Here is a 15,923-nt window from a genome sequence, read left to right on the forward strand (position 1 = left end):
TGCGGTGGATTCGCCGGGTGGCCGCCCGGCGAGCACCGTGGTGCTATTCCTCCCTGTCCGGCTTGGGAAAGGCGACCCAGCGGACGACGATCTCCCGCGCTTCCGGCGGGATCTCGTCGTCGGGTCGCCAATACGTTTTGAGCAGCTCGATGTACTCCTGCCAGAAGCGCACGAGTTCATCGGGCGTCAGGCGGACCCCGCCGCGTGAGAAGAGAAAATGATCGGCCCACTCGCCCATCGAGTCACGCTGGGCATGGAAAGCGGCCATTTCATCGAGATCCTCAGCGAACGCGCGCTGATAGGTCTCCTCGAAGACCGCGCGCATCTCGTCGCTTTGCCTGCTGAGAGGCGCCCAGCGGAGATCGCGCGGTTTGGCGCGCCACCAGCGTTGCTTGCCCTTGGCGAGCTCGGGCACGTCTTCGACGAAACCGTGCTTGGCGAGCTCACGCAGGTGATAGCTGGTGGCGCCGGTGTTCTCGCCGAGTGCTTTGGCGAGTGTGGTGGCCGTGGCCGGGCCGCCGCGGAGTTCGTCCAGGATGCGACGGCGCAACGGGTGCGTCATCGCCTTGAGCACACCGGGGTCGGTGATCTCTTCTGGCTGCGGCGGTCCGGTCACGACTCCAAGCTAACGCGTGCACAGAAACCTGTGCAAAGGTTTCTGTGCAAGTTCAGGGTCATCCCTGAGCGTGCGCGTCCAGCAGGTAGGCGACGGCCTCGGTGACCTGCTTCGCGAACTCGATGTTCAGCCACTCGTCGGGGACGTGGATGTTCGAGTCGGGCCCGCAGGCGCCGGTGACCAGGAACTGGGCTTCCGGGTAGAGCTCGCCCAGCAGGCCCATGAACGGGATCGAGCCGCCCATGCCCGCGCTGCCGTGCGGCTGCCCGAACACGTCGGCGCTGACCTGCTCCAGCGCCTTGGTCAGCCACGGCGCCTCGGCGGGCGCGTTCCAGCCGTTCTCGGCCTGGACGTCCTCCAGCGTGACCTTCGCGCCGTACGGCACGTCCTCGGTGAGGACCTTCTTCAACGCGGTCATGGCGGCTTGAGCGTCGGCCGTCGGCGGGAGACGGAAGCTCAGCGTCAACGTCGTCGAGTCGCGCAGCACGTTGCCGGCGTCGGCGGGCTCCGGCATTCCGGAGGCGCCGATGACCGACAGCGTCGGCCGCCAGGTGTTGTTGAGGATCAGCTCCAGGTCGTCGTCCGCAACCGGGCGCATGCCCTCGACCAGCGGGAAGATCGTCTTGATGCGGCCGGGCGCGATCGCCACCAGCCCCTCGGCCTCGGCGAGCCGGTTCGCCGGGATCTCGACGCTCAGCTCGCCGAGCTTGATCTCGCCGGTCGCGGAGTCTTCGATGCGGTCGAGCAGCTGCCGCAGGATCCGGAACGAGCTCGGCACGACACCGCTCGCCATGCCGGAGTGCTGGGCGGAGTCGAGCACGCGCACGGTGACCGACAGGTGCAGCATGCCGCGCAGCGCGGTGGTCAGCCAGAGCCGGTCGTAGTCGGAGCCACCCGCGTCGAGGCAGACGACCAGCGACACGTTGCCGAGCCGCTCGCTCAGGTGCTCCATGTACGCGGGCAGGTCAGGGCTGCCGGACTCCTCGGCGGTCTCCAGCAGGATGACCGAACGCGCGTGCGCGCCGCCACCAGCGTGCACGGCTTCCAGCGCGGTCGTCGCCGCGTAGCCGGAGTAGCCGTCGTCGACGGCGCCGCGGCCGTAGAGCCTGCCGTCGCGGATCACCGGCTTCCACGGGTCGAGCCCCTCGGACCAGCCACCGACCGGCGGCTGCTTGTCGAGGTGTCCATAAAGGAGCACCGTGCCCTTGTCTTCGGCGCCGGGGGTGGCCGGGACGTCGACGATCAGCACCGGGGTCCGCTCGCCGAGCTGGATGATGTCCAGCTTCGCGCCGGGCAGGTTCCGGGAGGTGATCCACTCCCGGACGTGTTCGATGGCGGCCATCAGCTTGCCGCTGGCCTGCCACGAAGCGTCGAACGCCGGCGACAGGGCAGGGATCTCCACCAGGCCGGACAGACTCGGCAACACCGCGTCCGTCCAGTTGGTCAGGACGGTTTCGCGTACGGTTTTCTGCTCCACGCCCGCCATCCTGCCACGGTGACGGAGGTCACGAACCCTTCAGGAGTCGTGAGTGACGATGCCCGTTCGCACGGTCATGAACGCTCACGACCGCAGGTGAGGTGACGAACCCTCGGCAGCCCCATGGTCGGGTGTCCGAGCATTTTCGCTGCTCAGCCCCGGTTTCTCAGCAACAAATCAGCATCCCTGGCTCACCAAAAGCGCCGTCGGCATGCCAGGATGTGCGCGTGAACCGTCAACGCCGACGGTGGCTCTAGCGCTTCAGGACCGAATGCGCAGGTCGCCGACGGTGAAGTCGTAGTGGCCGCCACAAGCGGCCGCGCGGCAACCGACATCAAGGAGACAAGCGCATGTCGTCCCCCGAACAGTGGACGCACCCGGAGCCTGGGGCCGGGCCGGCCGCCGAAGCCGCCCAACCATCCCCGGAGCAGGTGATAGCCGGTTTGCGAGCAACCAGCGAAGGTGGGGAAGAGCTCACTCAGCTGCTGACCCCCGAAGGCGAACGCGTCCACTCGTCGCAGTTCGACCCGTACATCGCGGACATCGACGACGAAGCGCTGCGCGGTCTCTACCGCGACATGGTGCTCGTCCGCCGCGCCGACCGTGAAGCCAACGCGATGCAGCGCCAGGGCCAGCTGGGCATCTGGGTCCCGCTGCTGGGCCAGGAGGCCGCGCAGATCGGCTCCGGGCGCGCGATGCGCAAGGGCGACATGGCGTTCCCCAGCTACCGCGAGCACGGCGTCGCGTACACCCGCGGTGTCGACCTCAAAGAGGTGCTCGGCATCTTCCGCTGCACCGATCACAGCAGCTGGGACTACAAGGAGCACGGCTTCCACCCGTACTGCATCGTGATCGGCAACCAGGTGCTCAACGCCACCGGGTACGCGATGGGCCAGAAGTTCGACGGCAAGGTCGGCGACGACAACGGCGAAGCGACGGTCACGTACTTCGGCGACGGCGCCACCAGCCAGGGCGACGTCCACGAGGGCTTCGTCTGGGCCGCGGTCTACGACGCGCCGCTCGTGTTCTTCTGCCAGAACAACCAGTGGGCCATCTCCGAGCCGACCGAGCGCCAGTCGCGCCTGCCGCTGTACCAGCGCGCCCGCGGCTACGGCTTCCCCGGCATCCGGGTCGACGGCAACGACGTGCTCGCCTGCCTCGCGGTCACCCGCTGGGCGCTCGAGGAGTGCAGGCACGGCAACGGCCCGGTGCTGATCGAGGCGTTCACCTACCGGATGGACGCGCACACCACCACCGACGACCCCACCCGCTACCGGCTCTCCGACGAGCTGGAGGAGTGGAAGCTCAAGGACCCGATCGAGCGCGTGCGGGCCTACCTCGCCCGCAACGGCGGCGCCGACCACGAGTTCTTCGACCAGGTGCAGGCCGACGCGGACGCGTTCGCCGCCGACCTGCGCGACTACTGCTTCAACATGCCGGAACCGCCGCCCGAGCGGATCTTCTCGAACGTCTACGCCGAGAACTCGCCGGTGCTGGACGCGCAGCGTGAAGAGTTCCTCTCCTACCTCGACGGCTTCGCAGCGGCGGGTGAGCACTGATGGCCAACGAAGACATTCAGAAACTGACCATCGGCAAGGCGATCAACCTCGGTCTTCGCCGCTCGATGGAGGCCAACAACCGGGTCATCGTCATGGGCGAGGACGTCGGCAAGCTCGGTGGCGTCTTCCGCATCACCGACGGCCTGCAGAAGGACTTCGGCGAGCAGCGCGTGCTGGACACGCCGCTGGCCGAGTCGGGCATCATCGGCACCGCGGTCGGCCTGGCCGTGCGCGGGTTCCGCCCGGTGTGCGAGATCCAGTTCGAGGGCTTCATCTTCCCCGGCTTCGACCAGATCGTCAGCCAGGTCGCGAAGCTGCACTACCGGACGCAGGGCAAGGTCAAGATGCCCATCGTGATCCGGGTGCCGTTCGGCGGCGGCATCGGCGCGGTCGAGCACCACTCCGAGTCCCCCGAATCGCTGTTCGCGCACGTCGCGGGCCTCAAGGTGGTCGCGGTCTCCAACGCGGTCGACGCGTACTGGGGCATCCAGCAGGCCATCGACTCCGACGACCCGATCCTGTTCTTCGAGCCGAAGCGGCTGTACCACTCGGGCGCCATGCGCACCGAGGTCGACACCACCGCCACGCCCGACCCGCTGTTCAAGTCCCGCGTCGTGCGGCCCGGCGACTCGGTGACCGTGGTCGCGTACGGCCCGTCGGTGAAGGTCGCGCTCGACGCGGCCACCGCCGCCGAGGAGGAGGGCAAGTCGCTCGAGGTCATCGACCTGCGCACGCTCTCGCCGCTGGACCTGGGCCCGGTGTTCGAGTCGGTGCGCAAGACCGGCCGTCTCATCGCGCTCAGCGAGGCGCCTTCGGAGTCCTCGCTGACCTCGGAGATCGCCGCGCGCGTGCAGCAGGAGTGCTTCTACTCGCTGGAAGCGCCCGTGCTGCGGGTGACCGGATTCGACACGCCGTACCCGCCCGCGAAGCTCGAGGAGCACTACCTCCCCGACCTCGACCGGGTGCTGCACGCCGTCGACCGTTCGCTGGGCTGGTGACGGAATGCCTACGTACAAGCAGTTCCCGCTGTCGGACACGGCCGAAGGCCTGACCGAGGCCGACATCCTCAACTGGCACGTCAAGCCGGGCGACGAGGTCAAGGTCAACCAGATCGTCGTCGAGATCGAGACCGCGAAGGCGGCCGTCGAGCTGCCGATCCCGTGGGCAGGCGTGATCACCGAGCTGCACGTCGAGCCGGGCCAGACGGTCGAGGTCGGCACGCCGATCCTGACCATGGACGTCGACCCCGGCGGCGCGGCGGCCCCCGCGGCCACGCCCACCCCCGCCGCCTCGCCCGCCGAAGAAGCCCCCGCCGAAGAGGAGATGAAGCCGCTGGTCGGCTACGGCTCCAAGGCGGTCGTCACCAAGCGCCGCGCTCGAAAAAGCCCGGAAGCCACTTCCGTCACGTCCGATACCCCGAAAGCCACTTCCGTCAGGTCTGATCTGACGAAAGCCACTTTCGGGCAATCACCGGTACCAGCCGCTCCGGCCGCGCCGGTCAAGGGTGGGTATGTGCCGCTGGCCAAGCCGCCGGTGCGCAAGCTCGCCAAGGACCTCGGCGTCGACCTCCACGCGCTGACCGGCACGGCGGCGGGTGGCGTGATCACCCGCGAGGACGTGCACCTGGCCGCCAACGGCTCGGCGGGCACGCTGCCGGTCGAGCAGTCCACTGTGGACCCGTCCAGCCGGGAACGCCGGGTGCCCGTCAAGGGTGTCCGCAAGGCGACCGCGGCCGCGATGGTGCAGAGCGCGTACACCGCACCGCACGTCACGGAGTTCCTGACCATCGACGTCACGCCGATGATGGAGTTCCGCGAGAAGCTGAAGAAGTCGCGCGAGTTCGCGGGCGTCAAGGTCACCCCGCTGACCTTCGCCGCGAAGGCGGTCTGCCTGGCCGCGAAGCGCACTCCGGACGTCAACGCGGTGTGGGACGAGGCCGCGCAGGAGATCGTCTACAAGGACTATGTGCACCTCGGGATCGCCGCGGCCACGCCGCGCGGGCTCATCGTGCCCAAGGTCCGCGACGCCGACGCGATGTCACTCAAGGAGCTCGCGGTCGCGCTGACGCAGCTCACCGAGACGGCCCGTGAAGGCAAGACGTCCCCTGCGGACATGGCGAACGGGACCATCACGATCACCAACGTCGGCGTCTTCGGCGTCGACACCGGCACCCCGATCATCAACCCCGGCGAGTCCGCGATCCTGTGCCTCGGCGCGATCAAGGACACCCCGTGGGTGGTCGACGGTGAGATCAAGGTCCGCAAGGTGCTCCAGCTCTCGCTGAGCTTCGACCACCGCGTGGTCGACGGCCAGCAGGGCTCCGAGTTCCTGGCCGACGTCGGCGCGCTCCTCGCCGACCCCGCGGTCGCCATCACCTACTAGAACCGGGACAAAGCGGGCTATATCCCCCGGGATGTGGCCCGCTTTGTTTTATCCATTTGACGGAGTGAGCGCTCACTCCGTAGCTTGGAGAGCATGAACGAAACCAGTACCCGGCGTAGAGCGCCGGGCATGAGTCCAGGGGACCGGCGGGACATGATCGTCCGCTCGGTCCTGCCACTGCTGATCGAACACGGCACCGCCATCACCACCAGCCAGATCGCGAAGGCGGCCTGCATCGGCGAAGGCACGATCTTCCGCGTCTTCAAGGACAAGGACGAACTCATCGACGCCTGCATGACCGAAGCACTCCGGCCGGACGCGGCGCTCAGCGTCATCGCCGAGATCCCGCTCGACCAGCCGCTCGAAACCCGGCTCGTCGAGGCGGCCGAGGTGATGTACGCGCATCTGCAGCGAATGGGCGCGGTCATGTCCGCGCTGTTCCACTCCGGCCGCCCGCACCATCGCGGCGAGCGCCCGCGCAAGAGTGCCCGCCAGGAGTCGACGGACGCCATGCGCGCCGCCATCGCCGAACTCTTCGAACCGGAGCGGGAGTCCCTGCGCGTCCCCGTCGACCAAGCGGCCGCGTTGTTCCTCTCCATGATGATGATGCAAGCGCGCTCGTTTCCCGACGGCCCGACGGCCAAGCAGCTCATCGACGTTTTCCTGCACGGCGCGCTGGAGGCTGAATGATCCCGGGCGGTGGCGGCGGTATCGAATTCATGCTCGGCAGGCGCGCTCGGCGTCGCCGCGTCTCGACGGTGCCGGACAGCGGGCTGACCGGCCCGGTCGACATCCCCGAGCCCAAACGGGACGACGAGCCCAAGGACCTGCGCTCCCGCTTCAAGCGCATGCGCGAATCCGTCACGGGCACGGTGCGCGGCCTGCCGAAGGTCGCGAAGCTGACGTGGCAGGCCAGCCCGGTGCTGACCATCACGATCGCGGTCATCACCATCGTCTCGGGCTTGACCCCGACGATCACCGCGTACGTCTCCAAGCTCCTGATCGACTCGGTCGTCGCGGCGATCCAGGGCAAGGGCACGACCGGCGCGATCGTCGGCGTCGCCGCGCTGGAGTTCGGTGTGCTCACGCTGACCGCGGTCTGCCAGGCGCTGACCCAGATCAGCCAATCACTGCTGCAGGAACGGATGACGCTGAGCATCCGGCACCAGGTGATGCGGCACGCGAGCGAGCTGCACCTGTCGTACTTCGAGGGGTCCGAGTCCTACGACATGCTGCGCCAGGCCGCCCAGGAAGCGCCGTCCCGCCCGCTGTCGATGATGAACTCCGCACTCGGCCTGGTCCGTACGACGATCACGTTCAGCAGCATGATCGCGCTGCTCGTCTCGGTCAGCCCGTTGCTCGCGCTGGTCGCGTTGCTGGCGCCGGTGCCCGCGTTCATCTCCCAGTCCAAGTACGGCTCACGCGCGTTCTGGCTGACCGTGATGATGTCGCCGTTGAAGCGGCGGATGGACTATCTGTCCACTTTGGTCACCACGGACACCTATGCCAAGGAGACCAAGCTCTTCGGGCTCGGCCCGTACTTCGTCGAGCGGTTCCGCCAGCTCGGTGCCGTTTCCTATGAACGCCAGCGCAAACTGACCCGCAACCGGAGCATCAGCTCAACGTCCTGGGGGTTGTTGAGCACCTTCGTCGGGTCGGCGATCGCGTTGTACATCGCGCTGGAGGCCGTCGGCGGGCGCCTGACACTCGGTGACCTGGCGTTGTACACGGCCGCGGCGACGTCCGTGCAGACCTCGGTCTCCGGCCTGTTCACCGCGTTCTCCGGAATGTACGAGAACAATCTCTACCTCGACACGCTGTACAGGTTCCTCGCCACTGAGCCGGAGATCGTCGCGCCACCGAAGCCGCAACGGCTGCCGTCCACGGTCGAGGGCCACATCGTCTTCGACGGGGTCTCGTTCAGCTATCCCGGCGCGGACGAACCCGCGCTGGACAACGTGAGTTTCGAGATCAAGCCAGGTGAGACGGTCGCCGTGGTCGGCAAGAACGGCGCAGGCAAGTCGACGTTGTTCAAGCTGCTGTGCCGGCTCTACGACCCGACCGGCGGCCGGATCCTGCTCGACGGCGTCGACATCCGCGAGTTCGACCCCGACGAACTGCGCGAGCGGATGAGCGCGATGTTCCAGGATTACGTGACCTACCAAGGCACCGCGGCCGAGAACATCGGCCTCGGCGACCTGAACCACCTGGAAGACCGCGAGCTGATCGAGGACTCCGCACGCCGTGCCGGCGCTTCGGACCGGATCGAACGCCTGCCCAGCGGCTACGACAGCCCGCTCGGCCGCTGGTTCGACCAAGGCGTCAGCCTGTCCGGCGGCGAGTGGCAGAAGATCGCACTGGCCAGGGCGTTCATCAGGAACGCGCCGATTCTCCTGCTCGACGAGCCGACCTCGGCGCTGGACGCCCAGGCCGAGCACGACCTGTTCGCGCGCTTGCGCGAGCTGGCCGCCGGCCGGACGACGCTCTACATCTCGCACCGGTTCTCGACGGTGCGTCAGGCGGAGAAGATCCTGTTGCTGGAGCTGGGCAAGCTGGCCGAATCGGGCACGCACGACGAGCTGATGGCGCAGGGCGGCGAGTACGCGAAGCTGTTCACCCTCCAGGCCGCGGCTTATCTGGAGGAGGCGAAGTAGCCCAAGGGGGCTCGGTGCCGATGACCTCGTTGTCCCGCCAATCGAACCACGGCGCCGAGCCCCTGATCTCCGTGTCGGCGAACCGGTTGTTCACCAGCCGCGCCAGCCGTGGCGGATCACCGACGTCGCTCAGATCCAGCAGCCCGCCGGTGAACCGGCAACCGTCGATCGCCAGCCTGCCGAACTTCTGCAGCACGACGGTGTTGAGCAGCGAGAGGTTGAGGTCGCTGCGCTCGAACTCGCACTGCTCGATGATCAGCCCGCCGGTCTCGATGTCCAGCCCCGAAAAGTCGATCTCGGTGTCGCGGAACCGCGACCGGTAGAAATAGATGCCGACGCCATCCAGTTCCATCCCGGACAAGTCGATCTTCGGCGACGTGAACTCGGCGCCGACGAACTCCATCCTGCTCCCGGTCACTCTGGTGAAATTCGTCTGCTTGGCAGCGAAAGTCGTTCCGTGGCAGCTCAGCTTCCCGGCGAATTCGGTGCGAGCGAATGAGGTCAGCTCGCCGGTGAAGGTCGCGCGATCGAAGGTCACGGTGCCTCCGAAGAGCAGCCCGCTCAGATCCAAGTCCTTGAACTCGATTCCGGTGAAGTCGAAGTCGGTCTCGAGCCAATCAGTGAATCCAAAGGTGCCTGGTGTCGTACGGTCGCGGATGGTTCGCATGATCGCGTCACTCACCATCTCTTCGCGTTCGTCGTCGTCATCCTGAGGCATCCGGAGATAGCCACAGAGGACATCGACGCACACCTGCCGTTTCACCTTCCAGTCGTCGGCGAGCCCGGCCATCGCGTAGACACCCGCCATCCGCACCGCGGCACTGGCGTGCGCGAGCTGCTCGGCCGCCGCGCCGAACCGTTCGTTGAAGCCCTGGGTGACCTCGCGATCAGCGCGTTCGATCGCGAGATCGTGTTCATCCTCGGCGACCCGCTGCTTACGGAAGTTGATCGCCAGCAGCACCACTCCGCCGAACCCGGCGACCACCGCGAGCCCGATCTTCAGCAGATCAAGGATCTCCGTCGTGCTGAAACTCGTGGAGGACGGGAACTTCGGCCACCCCAGCACCCAGAGCAGCCCGCCGACCGTCCCGGCCGCGACCGTGATCGAAAGAATCAGCCAGCCGAACACCGACCGCGCGATCCCCGCCGGCAACGAAACCGTCGGCAGCGGCAGCGGCACCCGATGCCGCTTGAGATGGCCGAACACCACAGCGGCCGCCGCGACGACCGCGAGGCCGAGCAGCAGATAACGGACCCAGTCAGACACGACCGAGACGGTAGCGGGACACCCGTCCACCCGGCAGGATCTTCACGATGAAGACCCCGTTCAGCCGTCCGGACCTCAGCCCGTACCCCCGCGAAAAGCCATCGGACGGCAGCCTGCGGGTGACCTTCCTCGGTGTGTCGACCCTGCTCTTCGACGACGGCGAAACGGCCATCATGACCGACGGCTTCTTCAGCCGTCCCGGCAAACTCAAGGCCCTGACCAGCAAGATCGGCCCGAACCGCGCGGTGGTCACCCGCTCGCTCGAGCGCGCGGGCGTCTCGGAGCTGGCCGCCGTGATCGCCGTCCACTCCCACTACGACCACGCGATGGACACGCCGCTGGTCGCGTCGCTGACCGGTGCCCAGGTCATCGGCTCGACCTCGACCGCGAACATCGCGCTCGGCCAAGGCCTCCCCGCGGACAGGATCCAGACCCCCGCGCACGGCGAACCGCTGAAGTTCGGCCGCTTCACCGTCACCCTCCTGCCGTCCGAACACAGCCCGAAACCGGTCGCGCCCGGAGTGATCTCGGAACCCCTGACGCCGCCGGCTCGGCTCGGCGCGTACGAGATGGGCGAGTGCTACACCGTCCACATCGGATACGACGATCGCGGCATCGTGGTCAACGGCAGCGCGGGCTGGGTGCCCGGCGCGCTCGACGGCTACGAAGCCGAGGTCGTCTACCTGGGCATCGGCGGCATGGGCAAGCAGTCGGACGAGTTCCGCTCGACGCTGTGGCGCGAGATCGTCGCCACGGTCGGCGCGCGCAAGGTGGTCCCGATCCATTGGGACGACTTCTTCCGCCCGCTCGACCGGCCACTCGTCCCGTTGCCGTACTTCGCCGACGACCTCACGAAGTCGATGGACTTCCTGCTCAGCCAAGAGGCCGACGTCGAACTTCCTGTCGCTTGGCAGATCACGTCCCCCTTCGGCCGATGATGCGCCGCGTAGCGGTGATCGGCGGCAGTGGTTCCGGCAAGACCACGTTCGCCGATCGGCTCGGCCAGGCCACCGGACTCCCGGTGACCCATCTCGACGAGCTGTACTGGCAACCGGGCTGGACCCAGCTGCCACTCCCGGAATTCCGCGCCCGCCAGGAAGAACTGGTCGCGCACGACCGCTGGATCATCGACGGCAACTACAGCAGCACCATGGACATCCGCCTGCCGCTAGCCGACACAGTTATCTTCTTGGACCTCCCACGCCGCATCCGGATGCGGCGAGTCCTGGTCCGCACGGCCCGCCGCTTCGGCAGAACAGGCCCGGCACCCGGCTGCGTCGAGCGCCTGGACCCCGAGTTCCTCCGCTGGGTGTGGCGCTGGGACCTCGATTCCCGTGAGCGGGTCACCGATGGCCTGCGGGAGCACGCGTCGCACGCCAGGCAACTGCTCGTCACCTCGCCTCGCGAGGCGAAACTGCTGCTCAGACGGCTTCGGGAGCAAAACGGGCACGCCGTGCGTTGAGTGAGTATGGCTGTCGCGTTCCTGCTCTATGTCCTCGCCGAAGTCGCCGCCGTCTGGGCGGTCGGCTCAGCCGTGGGTGTGCTCGGCACGATCGCACTCCTGCTGGCAGGCGCCTTCCTCGGCTCCTGGCTCGCCCGCCGCGAAGGCGGCAAGGCCGCCCGCGCCTTCATGGAGACCGCCCGCTCCGGCCGCTCGACCCACGCCGAGGTCACCGACGGCATGCTCATCGGCCTCGGCGGCCTGCTGATCATGCTGCCCGGTTTCGTCAGCGACGTCTTCGGCCTGCTCCTCCTGCTCCCGCCCACCCGCGCGGTCGCGCGCAAGATGTGGCTCAAGCGCATGGAGCGCCGCATGATGGCGCACGTCAACAGCCAGCGCGGCCCCGTGGTGATCGTCGACTCCGAGGTCGTGTCCGAGCCGAAGCCCGCCCAGTCGCACCCCGTCATCGAGGGCCGGATCGTCGAAGGCTAAACCGGCTTCGGGATGTCGAAGTAGCTGCTGAAGCGGACCGCGGGCGCGTACTCGCCCTTCACCTTCACCTTGCCGGTGACGAACATGGCCGCGACCGCCGCGTTGCCGGTGGCCATGCGGATGAAATCCTCGACGGAAAGCGTGATCGTGGTGTCGGGGGCGCGGCCGAGATCGACGCTGGAAACGCAGACGCCGTCCTCGATGACCGTCTGAAAACGATCGAAGCCGTCTTCGCCGGAACCGTCGAGAAATCTCCACGACACGACGAAGTTGACGTGCCTGGCTTTGTCCTCCATGAATTGGTCGGACATTCGGCGGAAAATCTCGTCGAGGAATACGCCGCGCAACTCGGGGTGATCGGCGATGGCCTTGATCTGCTCGCGGGAGGCGCGGCTGACGATGTCGACGAGCACCTCGGTGGACAGTGAGCTGAGCTCGACGCCGGAACCGGTACTTCCGAGCATGTGCAAGGTTTCCAGCACCTGCATGAACTGCTCCGGCGTCAGCTTGGCCAGGTCGATCTTCTGGGCGAAGGCGTTGACGGCGTGCTGGCCGCCGATGCGGGCCGCGGTAGCCCTCAGCGGGCGCGAAAAGCGCTGCCGCCAGGTCCTTACTTCTCCTCGGGAGGGCACGGGATCGGAGTCTAGGAGATTCATTCCGGTTTCGGAAGCTGGAAGAAACCGCTTAAACCGGCCGCGAAAGCCAGGTCACCTTTGACTTTGATCTTTCCGGTGACAAATAGCACAGCCGGGGTCGCTTGACGGGTGACCAGCTTGAGGAAATCGGACGGCGCGAGCGTGATGGTCACCCTCGGCCGCTCGCCCATCTCGCGGCGCACCTTGCAGGCGCCGTCCGCCAGCACGGTCTCGTAGCGGTCGTAGCCGCCTTCACCTGATCCGCCGGTGAGCCGCCAGCGGACTACCACGTCCAGCTCCCGCGCACGGTCACGGTCGAGGTGCGCGTCCATCCGGTCGAAGATCTCATCGAGTTCGGCACGGGTCACCTTGGCGTCGTCAGTCTTGCCCACCCTTACAACCTACTCACGCGTAAGGCTACGCGCGAGTAGGTAGGGACGGCAAGCGAGCCGGAGACCCATTCGGCATCGAATGACCGGTAGCTTTGTCCCTTGCATGAAGGAGGTCCCTGGTGTCCGAGGAAGTACAACGTCCACCCGAACGGGCGAGGCGCCTGCCGCGCGCGGTGCGTGAGCGGCAGATTCTGGACGCCGCCGTGCAGGTTTTCTCGCGCTACGGCTACCACTCCGCGTCGATGGACGAGATCTCCGAGGTCGCAGGCGTCTCCAAGCCGATGATCTACACCTACCTCGGCTCCAAGGAAGATCTCTTCGGCCAGTGCATCCGCCGCGAGGCGACGCGACTGCTCGAAGCCGTCCAGGCTGGCGTGCACCCCGATCTGCCGCCGGACATGCAGCTGTGGCACGGCCTGCGCGCGTTCTACCGGTTCGTCGCGGACTATCGCGAGTCGTGGACCGTGCTGCACCGCCAGGCGCTGACCGTCGGCGGCGCGTTCGCGGCCGAGGTCGTCGACATGCGCACGCGCGCGATCGAGCTCGTTGCGGCGCTGGTCGTTTCCGCTGGCACGCAGAAGGGGCTCGGGCAGCAGGCCGAGTTCTCCGGCGAAGGCCTCTCGGCCGCGCTGGTCGGCGGGGCCGAGTCGCTCGCCGACTGGGCACTCGATCACCCCGACGTCTCCGACGGCGTGCTCGCGTCCTGGTTGATGAACCTCGTCTGGCTCGGGTTCAACGACCTGGTCGAGGGTCAGGTCTGGAAGCCGTCAGAGACGGACAATTGAGCCTTCGAGGTGCGGCTTCGGCTTCCGGGCGTTCCACAGCTCGAAGGCCCAGCCTTCGTCGGTGTGCCATGAGGTGAACGCCGCCTTCGCGGGCAGCAGCACCGGCTGCTTGAAGCGCACGTCGATCGTGAACGCCTCCGGCAGCCTGCCTTCGAACGCCGCCAGGCTGTGCGCCTTGGTCCACATGCCGTGCGCGATGGCCGACGGGAAGCCGAACAGCTTCGCGGTGACCGCGTGCAGGTGGATCGGGTTGCGGTCGCCGGACACCTCGGCGTAGCGCCTGCCGATGTCGCCTGGCACCTGCCAGATCGCGTTCGGCGAAGGCGCCGCGAGCTGCTCACGCGGGCCGGACCCCGAGCCGCCGCCACGCCGCAGGTACGTGCTCACGTCCGTCCACACGGGACTGTCGTGCACCGTGAGCTCGCTGATCACGTCGAACTGGCGGCCTTTTTCGTGCGGGCGCAGGTTCTCCGCGCGCACGCGCAGTGTGAACGTCTCGTCGATACGCACCGGCCGATGCTGGGTGATCCGGTTCGCCACGTGCACCATGCCGAGCAGCCCGAACGGGAAGTCCCGCTCGGTCATCAGCGCCATCTGCAACGGGAACGCCAGAATGTGCGGGTAAGTCGCGGGTAACTCGTCGGTCAGCCGGAACCCGCAGACCTGGTTGTAGGCCGCGAGATGCGCTGGATCGACGACCACGCCGGTGCGCACGAACTCCGTACTGGGCAAGCGATCGCCCTCGGAACCGAACACGCTGCCGAGCAAGGCCTTCGGGTACAGCGACGAAAGCGACGGGGTGCTGTCGAGCTCCTTGACGCTCATCACGCCCCCAGCAGTGCCTGGCCGCAGACGCGGACCACGTTGCCGTTGACCGCGGCCGACGCCGGGTTCGCGTACCAGGCGATGGTTTCGGCCACGTCGACCGGCAGGCCGCCCTGGCCGAGGCTGGCCAGGCGCCGTCCGGCCTCGCGGATGAACAGCGGCACGGCCGCGGTCATCTTGGTCTCGATGAACCCGGGCGCGACGGCGTTGATCGTGCCGCCGTACTCGGCCAGCTCCGCGGCGCCGACGTTGACCATGCCGATCACACCGGCCTTGCTGGTGGCGTAGTTGGTCTGGCCGACGTTGCCCGCGATGCCCGCGATCGACGAGACGCCGATGATCCGGCCGTTGTCCTTGAGCACCTTGTCCGCGATGAGCTTGTCGTTGACCGCGAGCTGCGACGCCAGGTTGACGGCGATGACCGAGTCCCAGCCGCCCTCGTTCATGTTGCCGAGCGTCTTGTCCCTGGTGATGCCCGCGTTGTGCACGACGATGTCGACCCCGTCATGCCGCGTGGTCAGGTATTCGGCGAGCTTCTCGGGCGCGTCGGCGGCGGTGATGTCGAGCTGCAGCGAGGAGCCGCCGACCTTGTTGGCCACCTTCGACAGGTCCGCGCCCTGCGCGGGGATGTCCAGCGCGACGACGTGCGCGCCATCGCGGGCGAGCACCTCGGCGATGGCCGCGCCGATACCCCGCGACGCGCCGGTGACCAGCGCGACCTTGCCGTCCAACGGCTTTTCCCAGTTCGCGGGCGCCGTCGCGGTCTTGGTGTGCGTGCCGACGCGGATGACCTGCGCGTCCACGAACGCCGATTTCGCCGACAACAGGAAGCGCAGTGTCGACTCGGCCGCCTCTTCGGCGCCCTCGGCGACGTAGACGAGCTGGGCGGTCGCGCCGCGCTTGAGTTCCTTGCCGACCGAGCGCACGAAACCCTCGAGCGCGCGCTGAGCGATGCGCTCGCGGCCCTCGGCCAGCTCGGGCGGGGTGCCGAGGACGACGACCCGGCCGGACGCGCCGACGCTGCGGATCACCGGGTGGAAGAACTTGTAGACCTCGCGCAGCTGCTTCGGGTCCGTCACGCCGGTCGCGTCGAAGACAAGCGCGGCATGCTTTTCCTCTACCGGGTTACTGACGACCTCTATACCGGCGTCCGCGAGCTGGTCCTTCAGCGTCTTCTCAAGGCGTCCACCGGGCGCGGCGCCGAGAAGTGCGGGACCCTCTAGAGCGGGCTGGCCAGGCTTGTAGCGACGCAGGGTCGCTGGGTTCGGGAGGCCGAGCTTGGGCACCACGAAGCGCCCCACCGGGGTTTTCGTGAACTGCTGATACCTGTCAGCCATCAGTTGCCTCCCGTGCCGCGTGCGTCACTTCGCAGTCTAACCTACTCGGCAGTAGGTTACA

15 protein-coding genes and 1 pseudogene are annotated in these 15,923 nt (G+C 67.5%); 9 read left to right on the top strand and 7 right to left on the bottom strand.

The window, feature by feature from the left end; genetic code table 11:
• Positions 1 to 43: 43 nt before the first annotated feature.
• A complete protein-coding gene (locus BLV57_RS12010) occupies positions 44 to 616 on the bottom strand; it encodes an ArsR/SmtB family transcription factor (RefSeq protein WP_091288709.1) in 573 nt (190 codons plus the stop codon).
• Between the two features lie 58 nt (positions 617 to 674).
• Positions 675 to 2,093, bottom strand: coding sequence for a M20/M25/M40 family metallo-hydrolase (locus BLV57_RS12015; RefSeq protein ID WP_091288710.1), 1,419 nt, complete (start codon positions 2,091 to 2,093; stop codon positions 675 to 677).
• A gap of 350 nt (positions 2,094 to 2,443) precedes the next feature.
• Here BLV57_RS12015 and pdhA point away from each other — a divergent pair, with 350 nt between their 5' ends.
• From pdhA to BLV57_RS12040, 5 genes are all read left to right on the top strand, one after another.
• Positions 2,444 to 3,652 carry a pyruvate dehydrogenase (acetyl-transferring) E1 component subunit alpha gene (pdhA, locus tag BLV57_RS12020; protein ID WP_091288711.1) on the top strand — a complete coding sequence of 403 codons (1,209 nt, stop codon included), beginning with the start codon at positions 2,444 to 2,446 and terminating at the stop codon, positions 3,650 to 3,652.
• Complete coding sequence (locus BLV57_RS12025) at positions 3,652 to 4,650, top strand: alpha-ketoacid dehydrogenase subunit beta (RefSeq protein WP_091288712.1); 999 nt, start codon at positions 3,652 to 3,654, stop codon at positions 4,648 to 4,650. The genes pdhA and BLV57_RS12025 overlap by 1 nt, the downstream gene beginning before the upstream one ends.
• 4 nt (positions 4,651 to 4,654) lie before the next feature.
• Positions 4,655 to 6,034: a dihydrolipoamide acetyltransferase family protein gene (locus tag BLV57_RS12030; protein ID WP_091288713.1), complete on the top strand. Its 1,380-nt coding sequence runs from the start codon at positions 4,655 to 4,657 to the stop codon at positions 6,032 to 6,034.
• 129 nt (positions 6,035 to 6,163) lie between these two features.
• Entirely contained in the window at positions 6,164 to 6,724 is a 561-nt protein-coding gene (locus BLV57_RS12035; protein ID WP_091288714.1) for a TetR/AcrR family transcriptional regulator, read from the top strand.
• A 29-nt stretch (positions 6,725 to 6,753) separates the two neighbouring features.
• The gene (locus BLV57_RS12040; protein WP_425425986.1) at positions 6,754 to 8,688 is read left to right on the top strand and encodes an ABC transporter ATP-binding protein; all 1,935 of its coding nucleotides are present in this window, start codon (positions 6,754 to 6,756) and stop codon (positions 8,686 to 8,688) included.
• On the opposite strand, the gene BLV57_RS12045 is transcribed toward BLV57_RS12040, so the two are convergent.
• Positions 8,648 to 9,955, bottom strand: a complete 1,308-nt coding sequence (locus BLV57_RS12045) for a hypothetical protein (protein ID WP_091288715.1) — start codon at positions 9,953 to 9,955, stop codon at positions 8,648 to 8,650. The two genes, BLV57_RS12040 and BLV57_RS12045, sit on opposite strands and share 41 nt — an antisense overlap.
• Before the next feature lie 47 nt (positions 9,956 to 10,002).
• Between BLV57_RS12045 and BLV57_RS12050 the strand changes: the two genes are divergently transcribed.
• The 3 genes from BLV57_RS12050 to BLV57_RS12060 are packed head-to-tail and all read left to right on the top strand — an operon-like array spanning position 10,003 to position 11,888.
• Positions 10,003 to 10,893, top strand: coding sequence for an MBL fold metallo-hydrolase (locus BLV57_RS12050; protein WP_091288716.1), 891 nt, complete (start codon positions 10,003 to 10,005; stop codon positions 10,891 to 10,893).
• On the top strand, positions 10,890 to 11,417 hold the full coding sequence (locus BLV57_RS12055) for a P-loop NTPase family protein (RefSeq protein ID WP_245757280.1): 528 nt from the start codon (positions 10,890 to 10,892) through the stop codon (positions 11,415 to 11,417). The genes BLV57_RS12050 and BLV57_RS12055 overlap by 4 nt, the downstream gene beginning before the upstream one ends.
• A gap of 6 nt (positions 11,418 to 11,423) precedes the next feature.
• Positions 11,424 to 11,888, top strand: coding sequence for an FxsA family protein (locus tag BLV57_RS12060; RefSeq protein ID WP_091288718.1), 465 nt, complete (start codon positions 11,424 to 11,426; stop codon positions 11,886 to 11,888).
• Here the strand turns inward: BLV57_RS12060 and BLV57_RS12065 are convergent.
• On the bottom strand, positions 11,885 to 12,376 hold the full coding sequence (locus BLV57_RS12065; RefSeq protein ID WP_245757305.1) for an SCP2 sterol-binding domain-containing protein: 492 nt from the start codon (positions 12,374 to 12,376) through the stop codon (positions 11,885 to 11,887). The genes BLV57_RS12060 and BLV57_RS12065 overlap by 4 nt on opposite strands.
• A 164-nt stretch (positions 12,377 to 12,540) precedes the next feature.
• Positions 12,541 to 12,876, bottom strand: a pseudogene (locus BLV57_RS12070) (SCP2 sterol-binding domain-containing protein); the annotation flags it as partial.
• 158 nt (positions 12,877 to 13,034) lie between these two features.
• Between BLV57_RS12070 and BLV57_RS12075 the strand changes: the two are divergent.
• Positions 13,035 to 13,700, top strand: a complete 666-nt coding sequence (locus tag BLV57_RS12075; RefSeq protein ID WP_091288720.1) for a TetR/AcrR family transcriptional regulator — start codon at positions 13,035 to 13,037, stop codon at positions 13,698 to 13,700.
• Here BLV57_RS12075 and BLV57_RS12080 read toward each other — a convergent pair.
• A complete protein-coding gene (locus BLV57_RS12080; RefSeq protein ID WP_091289107.1) occupies positions 13,683 to 14,525 on the bottom strand; it encodes a MaoC/PaaZ C-terminal domain-containing protein in 843 nt (280 codons plus the stop codon). The genes BLV57_RS12075 and BLV57_RS12080 overlap by 18 nt on opposite strands.
• On the bottom strand, positions 14,525 to 15,862 hold the full coding sequence (locus BLV57_RS12085; RefSeq protein ID WP_091288721.1) for a 3-oxoacyl-ACP reductase: 1,338 nt from the start codon (positions 15,860 to 15,862) through the stop codon (positions 14,525 to 14,527). The genes BLV57_RS12080 and BLV57_RS12085 overlap by 1 nt, the downstream gene beginning before the upstream one ends.
• Positions 15,863 to 15,923: the final 61 nt, after the last annotated feature.

This window comes from Amycolatopsis xylanica, from assembly GCF_900107045.1.
Classification (GTDB): Bacteria; Actinomycetota; Actinomycetes; order Mycobacteriales; family Pseudonocardiaceae; genus Amycolatopsis; species Amycolatopsis xylanica.

Bases quoted from the DNA above. Each gene is read 5' to 3' on its own strand.
- BLV57_RS12080 (WP_091289107.1), bottom strand. From the start codon at position 14,525: ATGAGCGTCAAGGAGCTCGACAGCACCCCGTCGCTTTCGTCGCTGTAC.
- pdhA (WP_091288711.1), top strand. From the start codon at position 2,444: ATGTCGTCCCCCGAACAGTGGACGCACCCGGAGCCTGGGGCCGGGCCG.
- BLV57_RS12040 (WP_425425986.1), top strand. From the start codon at position 6,754: ATGCTCGGCAGGCGCGCTCGGCGTCGCCGCGTCTCGACGGTGCCGGAC.
- BLV57_RS12035 (WP_091288714.1), top strand. From the start codon at position 6,164: ATGAGTCCAGGGGACCGGCGGGACATGATCGTCCGCTCGGTCCTGCCA.
- BLV57_RS12060 (WP_091288718.1), top strand. From the start codon at position 11,424: ATGGCTGTCGCGTTCCTGCTCTATGTCCTCGCCGAAGTCGCCGCCGTC.
- BLV57_RS12030 (WP_091288713.1), top strand. From the start codon at position 4,655: ATGCCTACGTACAAGCAGTTCCCGCTGTCGGACACGGCCGAAGGCCTG.
- BLV57_RS12065 (WP_245757305.1), bottom strand. From the start codon at position 12,376: ATGCAGGTGCTGGAAACCTTGCACATGCTCGGAAGTACCGGTTCCGGC.
- BLV57_RS12050 (WP_091288716.1), top strand. From the start codon at position 10,003: ATGAAGACCCCGTTCAGCCGTCCGGACCTCAGCCCGTACCCCCGCGAA.
- BLV57_RS12085 (WP_091288721.1), bottom strand. From the start codon at position 15,862: ATGGCTGACAGGTATCAGCAGTTCACGAAAACCCCGGTGGGGCGCTTC.
- BLV57_RS12025 (WP_091288712.1), top strand. From the start codon at position 3,652: ATGGCCAACGAAGACATTCAGAAACTGACCATCGGCAAGGCGATCAAC.
- BLV57_RS12055 (WP_245757280.1), top strand. From the start codon at position 10,890: ATGATGCGCCGCGTAGCGGTGATCGGCGGCAGTGGTTCCGGCAAGACC.